Consider the following 16,010-nt stretch of genomic DNA (forward strand, 5'->3'; position numbering starts at 1 on the left):
ATGGCCAGTACGGCTTTTTCCCGCCAGCCCATGACCGGGGAACTTGAAAGATGATGAGGTTGGTAGACAGGGTGGCGATCGTCACCGGCGGCGGCGGTGGTATCGGTGCCGCCGTCGCGCGGCGCCTCGTTGCGGAGGGGGCTCGCGTCGTAATCGCCGATCTGTTCGAGGAGGCGGCCGTCCGTGCGGCCGCCCCGTTGGGGGACAAGGCGCTGGCGGTCCAGTTCGATGCCGCCGATCCGCAGTCGGTAAAGGCGATGGTTGATCGCGCCGTCGACCATTTCGGCAGGCTCGACATATTACATAATAATGCGGCGATGACCGATCCGGACAAAAGTCCGCAGGACACCACCGCCGTCGACATTCCGATCGGGATCTGGCGCGAGATTCTCGACGTCAATCTCACCGGCTATTTGCTGGGATGCAAATATGCGATCCCGCATATGGTCGCCGGTGGTGGCGGTTCGATCATCAATACCGCGTCCAATTCGGGCACCGCCGGGGATCTTGCGCGCATTGCCTATGGTTCGTCCAAGGCGGCGATCATCGGCCTCACCAAATATGTGGCGACCCAGCATGGGCGGCAGAATATCCGCTGCAACAGCATCGCGCCGGGCGTGGTGCTGACTGAAGCCCTCGAAAAAACCGTGCCGGGCCTGAAGGAGATTATTCAGCGGCATATATTGACGCCCGAATTCGGTACGCCCGATGATATCGCCGCGTTGGTCGCCTTTCTTGCTTCGGACGAGGCGCGCTACATCACGGGTGAGAATATATCCATTTCTGGCGGCGGCCTTGTCCACCAGCCCCATTATGCCGATTTGCTGGCCTTCATGCAGGCGAAGGACTAGCTGTGTCCAACGCCTGCACTTCGGTTCTCAGGGGGTTAATGAGCGGTCCGATGAAAATAGCGGATCGTCAGCCGGCCATCGGCGACCTTGTAGGTTTCGAGGCTCGGCAGCGTCACAATGCCATCCTTGGTTTGCAGGCGATTGGCTACATAGGCCGCGCCCTCCGATCCGTTGACAATCACCTCCAGCGGCTCGGTCGTGCATTTTCCGCCATATTCCGCCCACATCTCCGCCATAGCGGTGCTACCGTCGACGGCAGGCGATCCGACATATTCGATCGTAAAGCCTTGGGGGCCCAGCGCCCGGAAAAGCCGGTCGAGTTCGTCACGCTTTCCCTCGTTCCACAGCCGGTAATTGTCGCGGATCGCCTGTTCCAGATCCGGCACTTCTACCTCGCTCATGCGCATCGCCTCCTGTCATTGCGGATCATCCGCATGGCCGCCAGTCTCGATCGGATGACCAGGACCGCACCTGTCTTTGGCAAGGGTGGAAATTATCTCTTTTTGCTTCGGAGAATATGATGACCAAACCTGCGCAACAGCCCCTTCCGGATCATGTGCCACCCGAACTGGCGATGGCGCTGCCGCTCTTTTCCCGGCAGGTGATCTACGACAATCCGCAGGAGGTGCTGATCCCGGCCATGCATGCGGACCTGCCGCCGGTCACCTATGTCACCAACATCTTTCCCGGTGACCAACCCGGCTGGCTGCTCAAAAATGCCGAGGATGTGCAGGCGATGCTGCGCGACGCCGACAATTTCACCAAGAACGGCATGGGCAAATGGGCGCAGAATATCGGCGAGAACTGGCTGGTCATTCCGACCGAAGCCGACCCGCCCATTCACACCGGTTACCGCAAGGCGCTGAACAGTCATTTCGCGCCGCAGAAGATGTTCGCGATGAAGGAACAGGTGCGCGAGCGTGCGCGGACCTTGATCCATGCCTTCAAGGATCGGGGTCAGTGCGATTTCATCGAGGAATTTTCGGAGAAATTCCCTATCTTCATCGTCCTCGATCTGCTTGGGCTACCACAGGAAAGAATGGCGCAATTCCTCAAATGGGAAAAGGAAATGCTCCACTCCAATGACTGGGAAGTCCGCGGCAACGCCGTGCGCTGTGTGAAAGACTATCTGCTGGAGGAGATTGAGGCCCGCCGCCAGCAGCCGCGCGATGACTATATCAGCAAGGTCCTGACCTTTGAGGTGGATGACCGCCTGTGGAATGATGACGAGGTTCTGGGGCACTGTTTCAACCTGTATATCGGTGGACTGGACACGGTTACGTCGCTGCTCGGCAATATCTTCAACTATCTGGCGTCTCACCCGGATAAGCAGAACGAACTGCGCGCTGATCCGTCGCTGATCGTCCTCGCGGTCGAAGAATTCCTCCGCGCCTTCGCGCCGGTCACGGCCTTCCGCATCGCGACGAAGGTCATCGAAATTCAGGGGCAGAAGATTATGCCTGGGGATTATGTGGCCTTCAGCTCACCCGTGGTTGGTCGCGATCCGGCCTTCTACGATGATCCTCAGGCCATTCGCTTCGACCGTAAGGCGCCGCATATGTCGCTGGGCAGCGGTATTCACAAATGTCTGGGGATGCATCTCGCGCGGCTGGAACTGCAAATCGCGGTCGAGGAATTCGTCACGACTTTGCCGGAATTTCGGATCAAGGACGGCTTCAAAGTGCCGTATTTCGTGGGCAATATTCTGCATGTGCCGGATCTCCACCTGCAATGGGACTGAATATTCCCATGGCCCGGGACTGTGATCTGTGGGCGCATGAGGTCTGACCGGTCAAATTGGTTCTGGAGCGGTTATCTGATTGCATCGGATAACCGCTCCAGCGTCAACCGCGCAGCATCTCGTGCCGGAAACCCCGGGGGCTGAGGCCGGTCGCCTTGCGGAAGGCGGCACTGAAGGCCGCGACGCTTTGGAAACCGCAATTGCCCGCGACGACCTTGATAAGGGCGCCATCCTGAACCAGTTCTCGCTTGGCCTGCGCAATCCGCGCATCGGCAATGTAACTGCCCAGGGTCTTCCCGACCGTGTTCTTGAAGGTCCGCATCAGATGCCGTGAACTGACGCCGCATTCTTCGGCCAGATCGACGATCGACAATGGCCCCGCCAGTCCCGCCTCGATACGCTCCTGAAGGCGGCGCAGGCGCCAGCCCGCCATTCGTGGATCGGCGGTGTCATCGCATTTGTGAGCGATCTGAAGGTGACGAGACAGGTCGATGACCAGCGACAACGCAATGGTTTCGACCATGATGTCGGGCGCGAAACCGGGATTGCGCACTTCCTGGGCGAGGCGGGCGAGGCCCTGACGGACCCACGGCGCCTTGACGTCGAAACAGGGGGGCAATGACGAAGGCATTACCTCATTCTGAAAGAGCTGATCGGCTGTCAGGCTTTCGAAGGTCAAACAGAATATGCGATATTCGCTGGGTTCGCAGCGCGCTTCAAACTGGCTCCCCTTTGGCAGGTAGGAAACCTCGCCAAAGGGTGGCGCATGGCGCTTGCCGTCGGGCAGCAGACGCGCCCCGCGCGCGCGCGGGCCGAGCGAATAGTCGAGATAGTGACTGTTCGGCTCGAACCTGGCGTCACAGCTGCGTTCCCACGCAAAATGCCGGATATCGGCACGAATGCCGTTCGCGATGATGCTGTTCTCGACATGGAAATAGGAGACGGTGAGCGGCTGGCATGGAAGGATGGTGCCCGTTGACTGCATCATAGGTCGCCCGCCTGCCATTGCTCCTTCCGTCCCTTTCCATTCGCGCCTGTTTGCGCCGCAAAGCAGGATATGACAAAATCGGCAGGTTCGAACGCGGAGCATGCAAAGGCGACTGCACCCGATCCATGTGTGTCGCGCCTGCGTTCAGAGCTTGCCTTCCATGCTGGTCATTGGACCCGGTCATGAGCGGACATTATGGGGCCTTGTCCGCAGCACGTCGACTCGCAATCATATCGCGCAAACCGGACATCCCATCGCGAAACCGTCATTGCGTTCATGGCCGACTGGTCGGAAAATCTCCAAAGCATCGCGAAGAGGACATTAGTTTGATCGCCGGCATGACATGGCGCTCAAGCCGGTTCTCCGCGCCGGTTCCTGATGTTAGCGCTCTGTCGCATGGGCATGAGGTGAAAAAGCATCCTGCCCGAATTCAACGCTCAGGGAGGGGATGAAATGGCTTCAGGTAAATGGTTCCAGACGACCGCATTGGCGAGCTTGTCGGTTTTCGCGGCTAGCGTGCCGGCAATGGCGGCGGACCAGACCGGACCTGTGGGAATCGAGGACATTGTGGTCACCGCCAGGCGGACCGAAGAAAATATCCAGACCACGCCGGTCGCCGTCACCGCACTGTCGACCGAAATGATCAAACAGGCGCAGGTCGGCGATGTGGCGGGCCTGCAGCGCACCGCGCCGAGCCTGTCGATCGCGACCGGCGCCCCGGGCGGTTCGGGCTTCGTCTATATCTCCATCCGCGGCATGCCGGCATTGAATCCGGGCGTCGCCAACGATCCTTCCGTCGCAACCTATGTCGACGGCGTTTATATTCCGCGCCCCTCGCAGGGTTCGGCCGATCTCATCGACCTGCAGCGGGTCGAGGTTCTGCGTGGCCCCCAGGGCACGTTGTTCGGTCGCAACACCACCGGCGGCGCGCTCAACATCGTCACGGCCAATCCTACGGGCGATTTCGGAGGGCATTTCCGCATTCAGGGCGGCAACTATGATTATCGCAATGTCGACGCGGTTCTCAACGTGCCATTGATGGGCGAGGAGTTGGCGGCGCGCTTCGTCTATGATTTCGTGGATCACGACGGCTATGCCCGGAATTTGACCTCGAACAGCGAACTTAAGGACCGCAACAGCCATTATGCCCGCGCCAAATTACGTTGGGCGCCCGCCGGCAACAACTGGTCCGCCACGCTTAGCGGCGATTATAATATCATCAAGGATCATGGCCAGTTCGTCGGTCTTGCAGCGGTCAATCCGGGCGCGAGCGCGGCGATCAGCGCCATCAACGCCGCAACCCCCCTCGCGCCCTATCTGCACAGCAAAGCCCATTGGTACGATGCCTATGGCATTCCATTCAGCACCAATCCGCCGGTCGGGTCCAATTACGGTTTTCTGACCGCAGGCGGCCGAAACGCCTATAACAGGCTGGAAGCCTATGGCGGCAATCTCACGATCGATGGCGAAATCGGTTCCGTCACCGTGAAATCGATCTCTGCCTATCGTTACAGCAACGCGATCGGCCTGAACGAACTCGATGGCACTCCTGCCCAGATTCTGGCGGCCGAAAGCGCCTACAAGTCCGATCAATATTCGCAGGAACTTCAGTTCTCCGGGGAATTGGGCGACCGCTTCAGCTATATTCTCGGCGGCTATTATTCGACGGAAAGCGGCCGTGAATCGTCCGTATCGCAGACCTTCGGGTCGTTTGCACCCGCAGCCCCCGCACCCAATTTCGGTTTCGGCCTGAATTACGGCACAGTGAAGAATGTCTCGGTCGGCCTGTTCAGCCAGGGCTATTACCGTCTGACCGACAAGATCCGTCTCACCGGCGGCGTCCGCTGGACATGGGATAAGCGGGAGGTTGTTCTGATGAACAGAACGAACCTTGCCGCCAACACCTGCGCGCCCGAACTGGTCTCGAATCCCGACTTCGTTGCGCCTTGCAGCCTGCCACGTTCGGTCAAATATAATTACCCCGCCTGGACGGCGGGTATCGATGTGGAAATCACCGACAGCCTTTTTGCTTATGTGAAGACGAGCGCCGCATCCAAGGCCGGCGGCTTCAATATGCGCAATGGTTCGGCCGCGACACCGCCGTTCAAGCCGGAGAAGGTCAGGGACGTTGAACTCGGCGTCAAGTTCAGCACATTGGATAACCGGTTGCGCATCAATGCCGCCGCTTTCCATTCCTGGCAGTCGGACGTTCAGCGCAATGCTTCCGACTGCATCACCCCACCGGGCGCGCTTGCCTGTGCAACCACGCAATTCCTCCGCAACTCGGGCGATGCGCGTGTCTATGGCGGCGAACTTGAAATAAGCGCCGTTCCCTGGGAAGGGATGCTGCTCTCCGGCAATCTCGCCCTGCTCGACGGCAAATATGTCTCCGGCACTTTCGTCGAACAGCAGCAGTTCGTTCCCGTCGCCGGCGCCAACGTGTCGGATTGCGTCGCCGGCACCGCCGCAGGTTCGGTCCGCTGTTCGGTCGATCGCAGCGGCGAGGCTCTGCCGCAAATGCCCAAGAAGCAGTTCGGCATATCGGCCACGCAGAAGGTGCCGACCCCATTTGGCGAACTCTCGATCTACGCAAACTACGCCTATATCGGCAAACAGAATTTCGGTCTGTTCACCGCCGATCCGCGGCGTCCGCAAGCCTATCGTGATGCGGTTGCCATTGCCAACCGGATCAATAGCATTCCGGGATATGGGCTTTTGAGTGGGCGCATCGCCTTGCAGATCGAAGATCCCAATCTTGAGCTGTCGATCTTTGGCCGCAATATTGGCGGAAAGAAATATGTAACCCGTGCCTTCGCCGATCAGTTGCCGACACTGGGCACGGCGATCGATTATATCGGCGATCCCTTTACGTGGGGTATCGGCGCGACCTTTCGTTTCGGACCGAAAAGCTAGTCCCGGAGCGACCGGCTTTGGCGCTTCCGCAATGGTTTGGCATTCATGCAGCCCCCGTTTGGGATTTACGAAGGTCGTTCGGAGTGGTTACCTCATTCGCGAACTTGGAGAAGGCCTGAGGGATATTTCATGACAGATACTATCAGGAAAATTGGTTTCATCGGTCTGGGCAGCATGGGCGGCGATCAGGCGCGGGAACTTGCCAAACTGCCGCTTGACCTTACCGTTTACGACGTGTTTCCCGAGGCACTGGCGAAATTCGAGGGCCGCGCGAAGCTCGCCGCTTCCATGGCGGAGGTCGGCGAGGATGCCGACGCCGTCGGCATCTGCGTGCGGGACGACACGCAGGTACTGGAATGCGTCGATGCACTGCTGCCCGCGATGAAGCGGGGAGCGATCCTGCTCATCCACAGCACGATCAAGCCGAAGACCGCGCAGCATATCGCCGAGCGCGCTGCCCCCCTGGGTATCGACGTCATCGATGCTCCGGTTACGCGCACCGAAATGAGCAAGGACGGTCCCTTCGTCTTCTGCATGACTGGTGGCGAGGAGTCCGTCGCCGCCCGCGTCCAGGTGGTGCTCAACGCCTTTTCGACGAACACGATGCATATCGGTCCGCTCGGATCGGCAATGGCCCTCAAGATCTGCAACAACCTCGTTTCCTGGTGCGGCATCATGTTGGGTATAGAGGTTGCCAATGTGGCGGAGGCGTCGGGCGTGCCGATGGACAAGCTGCTCACCGTGATGAAGCGCAACGGCAATCTCACCCCGCCGATGGCGGGTTTCGTCGACTTCCGCAATAATCCGGGGGATGCAGCCCGGCGTGCCTTCTTCGCCAGCCAAGCCGGCATCGGCGAAAAGGACCTCGCGCTGGCTGAAGAACTGGCGGCGGGCGCCGATGCGGTATCGCCGATCACCAGCCATACCAAGACGCTGCTCAAGAAGACGCTGCTTGCAATCTGCGAGAGCTAGATTTTACCAAAATCGGCCGCGAATTTAGAGAGTTTTCGTTCAATGAATAAAACGCTGCCGGCCATGAAGCCGGCAGCGTTTTATTCATTTTGAATGATCGCTATCTCACTTTCAGTCCCACTGAAGATGAAGCTCGGGGACATGAAGAATGTTTCCGACGAAATAGCCGACCTCGAAGCCGTCCTTGATACGGAATGGTGGGATCGCCTTGAGAAATTCCTCAAGGGCGGTTTGAAGCTCCAGTCGTGCGAGGTGCATGCCCAGGCATTTGTGGATGCCATAGCCCAATGAAATATGCTGACCACGGCGATCGAAGCGGATTTCATTGGGATTGTCGTAGAAGTTTGGATCGCGTCCCGCGACGGGCGTAGAAACCGCCACATAATCGCCCGGCATGATCTTTTGCCCGTGGATTTCCATTTCGCGCGCCGCGATCCGGAAAACGCTGACCGGTGCGAAGGCGCGGAAAAACTCCTCGACGGCGAGCACGATCTTGCCTGGATTTTCACGCAGTTCTTCCTGCCGGTCCGGATAACGGGCAAGAAAGGTGAAGATATTGCCGAGCATCGAGGTAACCGTGTCGAGTCCACCGATAAAAAGGTTGAAACAATGGCCGAAAATTTCGGCATCATTCCATTTCCGGCCGTCTATCTCATAGTCGAAAATGCGACTGATATAATCATCGCGCGGATTAGCGCGCCGGTCGGCGATTTGTTCTTCAAGATAGGCCTTTACCTTACGCACGCCGCTCGCACGGGCTTCCAGCGTTTTGGTGTGCAGAATCTCCTTCTCCCATTGAAGGAACTCCTCCAATCTTTCTTGAGGCAAGCCGAGTAAATCGAGCACGATGTAAATCGGAAATTTTTCGGAAAATTCATGCACGAAATCGCAATGGCCGCGATCCTTGAAGCTGTTGATCAGCGTGATGGCACGCTCGTGCAGATTGTCGCGCATCGCGGCCATGCGTTGGGGCGCGAAATAGGGATTGAGCGCTTCGCGATACTGCCCGTGAGCGGGCGGGTCTGTCTCGGTAGGGATGACCAGCCAGTCTTCGCCAATGGATTGCGCGAACTTGCCCATCCCACGCTTTGTGAAATTCTCTCCATCCCGCAAAATTGTCTGTATGTCCTCCATGCGGGTCAGCAGCCAGCCCCCTTGATGAGCCATAAAGATATTGGTTACCCAAGTAATAGGACCTAAAGTTTCATGTATTTGGGGAATAAGGGTTTCCTGCGGACATTCCGAAATTGTGACACGATCGAATAGTCGAAGGGATATTGCCGCTTCTTCGGCGACATGGGGAGGAATGAGATCATAGTCGCAATTTGACATCGAATTTACCTCTTTGATTATAACTGAATATATATTATTTCATCAGATTATTTTCAATATAGAGCTAACGGTACCATTTTCTCCAATGTCACCTTTGCCTCAGTATCTCTCACGAGACAAAGTGGGCAATGCAAACTGGGAAACGTCGTTGCTGCCTCACGCAGATCATAGATTGTGCCCGATAAGCCGTAAATCGCGACAATATATTTCAGCATGACAGGCTGTCTCGAAAGCGCCAAAAAAGCTGGCTACCGGTTGGAGTGGTCACAGCGTAAAGCTCGTCATGGATGTTATCCTCTGTACGGCGCAGCTTGGCATCGAGCTAACTCTCGCACGGGCCACTGATTCGTTCTTATGGGCTATAATATCTCGACAGACGCGGTCCTTGCGGGCGCGCTGGATAAAATGAGTGGGAGCCTGTGGTCAGCAGCTTTCGGCGATAAGGGCCGAGGCGATCGCAGATTTGCGGATGTCTTTTGGTTTGAATAGTAATGCCTTGTTGCGTCAAGCACGCCATGCGGCCATAGGCGTAGGAAATGGGCGATCAGACACAGGCGATAATATTGCGCGTGGTCGAGCGTGCGCCACAATGGGTGCGCAGCGACCTGCTTTCCAAGGACGTCGGCGTACGCAGTCGAGCAGAAGAAACCTTGGCAGCCATGATTACGGATGCATTGGCGAATGGCACCCCTGAAACGTCTGGGGATTAAGGCGACACGCTATTTCGAAGCCATGAAAGGTGCGAGTAGTGGTCGGTTCCAGGCAATTTCTCTGCTCCGTTATGGCTGCACTGCTCTTATTCCCGTTTCACCCAGTCGCAGCAAGATCGGCGGTGGCTTTGCAGGTCGAATGCGCTCAGCAGCGACGCTTTCTGCTGCGGATCGATGGAGAGCGGGCGATCATTCGTTTAGGCACAATGCCATTGCTATTGAAGCGGAGGGGCTCTTCACTAGGGCAACGATTTGGCAGTGAGGACGCGCTTATGACGGTGGTGGAGATGAGCCATGGCGAGATTTCGTGGTTTGATACATTGTAGCGTGTGGATCGCGGCGAACTGGGGGTCGTGGGACGCCATCTGATCATGCGGGTGCCGGCGAGGCGATCTCTTGAAATCTCCAAACCGGGCGCCGTTGCGATCCAGAGGTTTGCAATCGATCAAAGAAATTGGGAGACGGATTTTGAGTATCGGTGGATATCAAAAATCCATTCGTGAAAAACGTGGAGCGAGAAAATATTGACTTCGGTATCATGTGGCTTCATTAGCTCGTTAAGAGTACAATATAGTTCTTGGATATTTTGTTGGTCTCGACATTTAATGTTATTAACTTATTTTGAATATGCAGCGATGTACGTGCGTTTTTGAATACTGCCTCCGTCTCAAGACGTTTCAGGAAGTCTAATACTGTTGTTTCAGCCACATCGCTGCCCAGTCGCTGGCATACGGTCTCGCCGTCCTGCGATTGTGCGGAAGACTTTGCGTTCCCAGCCAGTAGCGGAAATTCGTCTCTAAGATTTAGTGAATTTCGCGATTTCGGCTGCGGTCTTGCGTTCCACCTATGACTGACGTTTATCACGAACGAGCGCGACCTCCGCTTGCGCGCGAGGGAAGCCTAAGCTGACCGCCACTCCTAGAAACTTGCGCTCACGCGAAAAACATCATCGGTCGCTTGCTAGGGACCAAAATTACATTAAATCCAAGAATGGCGAAGGCATCGGCTAACCCGCGCAACCTTGAGCGTAGCTTATGGGTGAACCGCCACGAATCAATTGACCAAATTGTCTATTAATATAGTAGATAATTTGTGCTGCGCGGGGCAGCTTTGGCAGGGCAAAGTATGAAATTTTCCGATCAGCTTCTTCTGGCGGGCACCCTATGTGTCTTGTTTCCTATGGTCCTTGAAACCTCCCAAGCCCAGCTACAGCCCACAGACAATGCTCATGCCAGGGGTGAAATCATCGTCACCGCTGAACGCCGGGCGACTGATCTGCAAAAGACAGCTATCGCCATTTCGGCCTTCACGCCCGACTTGCTGGAGCAGCGCAATCTCACCAGCGTGGGCGAAAGCGACCCTATCCAGGAACCGGTGCTGGCCGTCTATGTCGACGATGTCTATGTTCCGCGCCAGATCGGATCGATGAGCGTACTGATCATCAGCCGACCAAGTGCATGAGGCACTTAGCGCTCCATCGGGTTGACGATGTGGCCCGGCCCGGGAAAGTCCAATCGAGATCGCGACGGGCGAGTATCGTTGCGCCAGCTGCGTTTCATTCAAAGCGGTCTAGCTGGTCTGTTGGGCGTAGCCTTCCGAGATTTAGATCTTCGGCATCAAGTCCCCCGGCTTGGAAGTTAGGTCTAAATTCGGGATTCGTCCATCACCTCGACAAGAACGAAAATTTGTTGGTATTGACCCAAAGAACCAAGGGATTTATAGAAGTCGAAGTAGGTTCCATAAGGTTGTTGGTAATCTTGTTGGATCTGCAAATTTTGGAATTTTGCAAATCTTTAATCTTCAACCATGTGCGTCGAAATTTAGTATCCCGGCAATGGACCCACAATGTCGATCTGCACCGGGAAGTCGAAATCGGTCTGGCCAAGCCGCTGCAAATCTCCATCGGCGGCGAATATCGGCTCGACCGTTTTCGTACCTTTGCGGGCGACCCGCTGGCCTATCAACCGGCGACCTACAGCTTCCGGCCCGGCGACCAGCAATATGACTGGAATGTCGGCGTCACGGCCTCGCCCGTGGTGCAGGGGGCGATTGTTCTGTCGCCCGCCGATGAAGCCGACATCAGCCGCAAAGTCTATGCGGGCTATATCGATCACGGAATCTATCCGCTCGACGCCTGGTATATCGGCGCCGCGATCCGCGCGCCGTCGCTGACGCAGATCGGCTATGCCCAGACCGATGGGCGCACCTCTTCCTTCTTCAACGCGGCGACTGGCCAGACGGAATTGCGGCCCACCGTAGCAAAGCTGGTGACGGCGGATTCCACCGTCGGCCAATTGCTCGGCGCCAAGCCGCTGAAGGCGGAAAAGACCTGGAATGCAGGGCTGGGTTTCGTCTTCACGCCTGCGCCGTCCTTGTCGGTGACGCTCGACGGCTATTATATCCGCATCAAGAACCGGATCGAGCGTACCGGCCGCCTGTTCGGCACGGGCATTTCCGCCATCCTTGCCGCCAACGGTCTGTCGGACATCGAGCAGGCGGAATATTTCATCAACGCCGCCGACACCACGACCAAGGGTTTTGATCTGGTCGCCGATTATTCGAAGAGCCTTGGCGATCTGGGCAAGCTGGGCCTGACCCTCGCTTTCAACTATTCGAAGACGAAGGTGACGGATGTCGTCGCCACCCCGTCGCAATTGTTCGGCCCCACCGGCGCTTCGTTGCTGGGCGCGGGATCGGTCTTCTTCGGCGGCGACAAGATCGGTGAACTGGAAGTGCTCCAGCCGCATAGCAAGCTGGTCAGTACGCTCAACTGGAGCAAGGGCATTTTCGGCCTCAGCCTCACCGCCACCCGCTATGGCAAATATACGCAGCGCACGGCGGCGGGCGACGACCGGCATTTCGGCGCGAAGATCATCACCGACGCCAGCATCAGCGCCAAAGTGACGAAGTTCGCCACGCTTTCGGCCGGTGCCACCAACCTGTTCGACGTCCGCCCCGAAACCAACGGGCCGGGCAATCCCCAGACGGGGCAGGGCTATTATGGTCCGTCGCCCTTCAATCCGGCGGGAGGCTATTATTATGGACGGATCGCGCTTGCTTTCTGATCGCCGTACCTTCCTTGCTGGAGCCGCTGCGCTTAGCTTGACCGCCTGCGCGGGGCAGGGCGGGCGCACCAAGCTGGTGCTGGGCGATCAGGTCCACCTCCTCCAGTCGAAGGCGGAGGCGGCAGGCGCCTTGAACGGCCTGTCCTATGATGTCGAGTGGGCGAATTTCGTTGGCGCCGCGCCGCTGCTGGAGGCGCTCAACGCGGGAGCGGTGGATACCGCTCCGGCAGGCGACCTGCCGGTAGTGCTGGCGGCCTCGGCAGGGGTGCCGCTGAAGATCATTGCGGGCTCGATTTCGTCGACCAAGGATATCGCCATCATCGTCCCCGCCGACTCTCCGATCCGATCGGTTGCCGGGCTGGCGGGCAAGCGCGTGATCGTATCGAGCGCGCGGGGCAGCATATCCCATTATCTGCTGCTCGAAGCGCTCAAGGAAGCGAAGCTCGACCGGCGGAAGGTCGATATCGGCTTCATGCTGCCCAATGACGCCGCCGCCGCCTTTGCCGCCGGGCGGATCGAAGCCTGGGCGACCTTCGGCACCTACCAGCTTGCCGCGGAACAACGCGGCGCTCGGGTGCTGCGCGACGGAGAGGGGATCAATAGCGGCCTGACCCTGATCGCCGCGTCCCAGGCCGCGCTCGACAACCCGGCGAAGCGCGAAGCCTTGCGCGACGTCCTTGGCCGCCTCCGCAAGGCGGGCCGATGGTCGCGGGCGCATCCCGCCGACTATGCCTGCCTCTTCGCGCGGCAGACGAAGGTTGACCCGAAGCTCGCCGCCCTGATCGTAGAGCGACAGAACCCGCTGCTGATCGCGCCCGACGCGGCGGTGGTGAAGCTGCTGCAACGGGTGGTCGATCGTTTCCATGCCGATGGCGAACTGCCCGCCCATATCGATGTCGCCTCGATCGTGGACGCGGGCATATTCCCGGTATGAGCAGCGCCAATCCATTCATCAGCCATTCTCATTGGGCGGCGCCCTGCCGCTTCCCTAAAATCCCGCGCAAAGGAGCATCGCCATGGCTACAGTCTTGAAGGATGACCGTTTCCGCCAGTCGGGCATCAGCGAAGCGGAATGGAAGGTCCGCGTCGATCTTGCCGCTTTCTATCGCCTTTCCGCCCTCTATGGCTGGGACGATTTCATCTACACCCACATCTCCGCCCGCGTGCCGGGGCCGGAACATCATTTCCTGATCAACCCCTTCGGCCTGATGTTCGATGAGATCACGGCGTCCAGCCTGGTCAAGGTCGACCTCGACGGCAATGTCATCGGGGAGAGCGATTACGGCATCAACTATGCGGGCTATGTGATCCACAGCGCGATCCACGGCGCACGGGAAGATGCGCACTATATCGCCCATTTCCACAGCGCCGACGGCGTGGCGGTGTCGGCCCATGCCGAAGGGCTGCTGCCGCTCAACCAGCGGGCGCTCAGCCTTATCCCGCGTCTCTCCTATCATGATTATGAGGGCGTGGCGCTCAACCTGGACGAGCGGGAACGACTGGTGACCGATCTGGGTGATACCAAGGTCATGCTGCTGCGCAATCACGGCACGCTGGCGCTGGGATCGACGCCGGGCGAGGCGTTCAGCGGCATCTATCATTTGGAGGAAGCCTGCAAGGCGCAGGTCCGCAGCCTTGCCGCCGGCCGCGACAAGGTGCTGATCGCCCCGGAAGCCGCTCAGGAGGAAGTCCGCCGCCAGATGAGCCGCGAACGCAAGCCCGCCGAGGGTGCCAAGCCGCACTATGACATCGTCTGGGAAGCGGCGCTTCGCAAGGCGGAGCGCCAATCGCCCGGCTTCGATGCCTGAAGGACACAAGCGGACAAAAAGTATCGCCGCCGCAGAGGGCGGAATGGGGTTTGCGAAGCGTCGTTCACAACCTCAATCGTTCAGCGGTCGCCTGCAATGCCGGCAGAAAGCGCTGCCGCATCTCCTCGACCGAAATGCGTTGCGCTGAAGTGCCGATATTCAGCGCGGCGACCACCTTGCCGCGATCCGTCACCGGGACCGCGATCGAACGAAGACCCATTTCCAGTTCCTCATCGACCAGCGCATAGCCTTCCCGACCCACACTGCGGAACAGGATTAGCAGTCGCGCGCGATCGGTGACGGTGCGCGGTGTCAGCGCCTTGATGTCCGTGCGGGCCAGATAGGCCTCTTGCTCCTCGTCCGACCGGCCGCTCAGCAGCACGCGGCCCATGGAGGTGCAATAAAGCGGCAGGCGGCTGCCGACCCGCAGGCCGACCGACATGATGCGCATCGCTTCGCCGCGCGCCACATAATAAAGCTGATCCTCTTCCATGATGCCGAGCGAGCAGGACTCGCCCAGTTCGTCGCGCAATGCATCCAGCAACGGCTGCGCCCGCGCGGCGAGCGCGTTCAGGGAAAGATAGGGATGGCCCAGCACCAGCGCCTTGCGCCGGACGGCATAGCCATGCTCGTCCTGTCCCACATAGCCGAGCATCGCGAGCGTATAGAGGCAGCGGCGCACCGACGCCCGACTGAGCTGCGTGCGCCGCGCGACATCGGCGATGGTGACTGGCCGCTGCGCCTCCGCGACGCAGCGCATGACCGCCAGGCCACGGGCCAGCGATGCCATGAATTCCGGGTCTCCGGATCGATCCAGTTCGCCGAATTCGCCCATGGTCCGTCCTCCATATATTGACCGATTATCGGTTATATGATCGTTTATCGGTTGACGCTCTTCCTGTCCAGTCGCACATCCCCGCCATCAGGAGTGAGGATCATGATCGACAAAAGCATCGAGTCGGCACAGGCGGCGGTCGCCGACATTTTCGACGGCGCATCCGTGATGATCGGCGGCTTTGGCACGGCGGGGATGCCCGACCAATTGATCGACGCGCTGATCGCGCGCGGCGTGGGCGATCTGACGATCATCAACAACAATGCGGGCAATGGCGAGCAGGGTGTCGCTGCGCTGATCCGTGAAGGCCGGGTGAGGAAGATCATCTGCTCCTTCCCCCGCCAGTCTGACTCGCACCATTTCGACGCGGCCTATCGCGCAGGCAGGATCGAGCTGGAACTGGTGCCACAGGGCAATCTTGCCGCGCGTATTCAGGCTGCCGGTGCGGGGCTGGGCGCGATCTTCACCCCGACCGGCTACGGCACGCTGCTGGCGGAGGGCAAGGAGACCCGAGAGATCAATGGGGTCAACCATGTGCTGGAATATCCCATCCACGCCGATTTCGCGCTGATCAAGGCACAGCGGGGCGACCGCTGGGGCAATCTCGTCTATCGCAAGACGGCCCGTAATTTCGGCCCGATCATGGCGATGGCCGCCAGCACCTCCATCGCGCAGGTCAGTGAGATCGTGCCGCTGGGCGCGCTCGACCCGGAAGTGATCGTGACGCCGGGCATCTTCGTCCAGCGCGTCGTCCAGATCGATTCCGTCACCGTCCATGCCGATGCAGCCTGAACC

At 58.7% G+C, this 16,010-nt stretch carries 14 protein-coding genes; 10 read left to right on the top strand and 4 right to left on the bottom strand.

The genetic code is table 11. The features are described 5' to 3' along the window. The first annotated feature begins 50 nt into the window (after positions 1–50). A complete protein-coding gene (locus tag HHL26_RS02215) occupies positions 51–851 on the top strand; it encodes an SDR family oxidoreductase (protein ID WP_082749133.1) in 801 nt (266 codons plus the stop codon). A gap of 35 nt (positions 852–886) precedes the next feature. Here the strand turns inward: HHL26_RS02215 and HHL26_RS02220 are convergent, their stop codons facing one another. After that, the gene (locus HHL26_RS02220) at positions 887–1,252 is read right to left on the bottom strand and encodes a hypothetical protein (RefSeq protein ID WP_066563889.1); all 366 of its coding nucleotides are present in this window, start codon (positions 1,250–1,252) and stop codon (positions 887–889) included. A 116-nt stretch (positions 1,253–1,368) separates the two neighbouring features. Here HHL26_RS02220 and HHL26_RS02225 point away from each other — a divergent pair, with 116 nt between their 5' ends. After that, positions 1,369–2,592, top strand: coding sequence for a cytochrome P450 (locus tag HHL26_RS02225; RefSeq protein WP_066562938.1), 1,224 nt, complete (start codon positions 1,369–1,371; stop codon positions 2,590–2,592). A gap of 103 nt (positions 2,593–2,695) precedes the next feature. On the opposite strand, the gene HHL26_RS02230 is transcribed toward HHL26_RS02225, so the two are convergent. Then, positions 2,696–3,580: an AraC family transcriptional regulator gene (locus HHL26_RS02230; protein ID WP_145907668.1), complete on the bottom strand. Its 885-nt coding sequence runs from the start codon at positions 3,578–3,580 to the stop codon at positions 2,696–2,698. 453 nt (positions 3,581–4,033) lie between these two features. Here HHL26_RS02230 and HHL26_RS02235 point away from each other — a divergent pair, with 453 nt between their 5' ends. After that, positions 4,034–6,493, top strand: coding sequence for a TonB-dependent receptor (locus tag HHL26_RS02235; RefSeq protein ID WP_082749131.1), 2,460 nt, complete (start codon positions 4,034–4,036; stop codon positions 6,491–6,493). Between the two features lie 129 nt (positions 6,494–6,622). Then, positions 6,623–7,465, top strand: coding sequence for an NAD(P)-binding domain-containing protein (locus tag HHL26_RS02240; protein ID WP_066562934.1), 843 nt, complete (start codon positions 6,623–6,625; stop codon positions 7,463–7,465). Positions 7,466–7,576: 111 nt separating this feature from the next. Here HHL26_RS02240 and HHL26_RS02245 read toward each other — a convergent pair whose 3' ends face one another. After that, positions 7,577–8,797 carry a cytochrome P450 gene (locus HHL26_RS02245; RefSeq protein WP_066562932.1) on the bottom strand — a complete coding sequence of 407 codons (1,221 nt, stop codon included), beginning with the start codon at positions 8,795–8,797 and terminating at the stop codon, positions 7,577–7,579. Positions 8,798–9,333: 536 nt separating this feature from the next. On the opposite strand from HHL26_RS02245, the gene HHL26_RS02250 reads away from it, so the two are divergent. From HHL26_RS02250 to HHL26_RS02270, 5 genes are all read left to right on the top strand, one after another. Further along, positions 9,334–9,507 (top strand): DUF6771 family protein, encoded by a 174-nt coding sequence (locus HHL26_RS02250; protein ID WP_169575794.1) that lies wholly within the window; start codon positions 9,334–9,336, stop codon positions 9,505–9,507. A 1,125-nt stretch (positions 9,508–10,632) separates the two neighbouring features. After that, positions 10,633–10,968, top strand: coding sequence for a hypothetical protein (locus HHL26_RS02255; protein WP_066562264.1), 336 nt, complete (start codon positions 10,633–10,635; stop codon positions 10,966–10,968). 347 nt (positions 10,969–11,315) lie between these two features. Next, on the top strand, positions 11,316–12,572 hold the full coding sequence (locus HHL26_RS02260) for a TonB-dependent receptor (protein WP_066562266.1): 1,257 nt from the start codon (positions 11,316–11,318) through the stop codon (positions 12,570–12,572). Continuing rightward, a complete protein-coding gene (locus tag HHL26_RS02265; RefSeq protein ID WP_206377305.1) occupies positions 12,562–13,506 on the top strand; it encodes an ABC transporter substrate-binding protein in 945 nt (314 codons plus the stop codon). The genes HHL26_RS02260 and HHL26_RS02265 overlap by 11 nt, the downstream gene beginning before the upstream one ends. Before the next feature lie 82 nt (positions 13,507–13,588). Next, positions 13,589–14,380, top strand: a complete 792-nt coding sequence (locus HHL26_RS02270; protein ID WP_066562271.1) for a class II aldolase/adducin family protein — start codon at positions 13,589–13,591, stop codon at positions 14,378–14,380. Between the two features lie 64 nt (positions 14,381–14,444). Here the strand turns inward: HHL26_RS02270 and HHL26_RS02275 are convergent, their stop codons facing one another. Next, positions 14,445–15,215, bottom strand: a complete 771-nt coding sequence (locus HHL26_RS02275; RefSeq protein ID WP_066562272.1) for an IclR family transcriptional regulator C-terminal domain-containing protein — start codon at positions 15,213–15,215, stop codon at positions 14,445–14,447. 102 nt (positions 15,216–15,317) lie between these two features. Here HHL26_RS02275 and HHL26_RS02280 point away from each other — a divergent pair, with 102 nt between their 5' ends. Then, the gene (locus HHL26_RS02280; RefSeq protein ID WP_066562273.1) at positions 15,318–16,007 is read left to right on the top strand and encodes a 3-oxoacid CoA-transferase subunit A; all 690 of its coding nucleotides are present in this window, start codon (positions 15,318–15,320) and stop codon (positions 16,005–16,007) included. The last annotated feature ends 3 nt before the right edge of the window (positions 16,008–16,010 follow it).

The sequence above is a fragment of the Sphingobium sp. TB-6 genome (assembly GCF_012927365.1).
Taxonomy (GTDB): Bacteria; Pseudomonadota; Alphaproteobacteria; order Sphingomonadales; family Sphingomonadaceae; genus Sphingobium.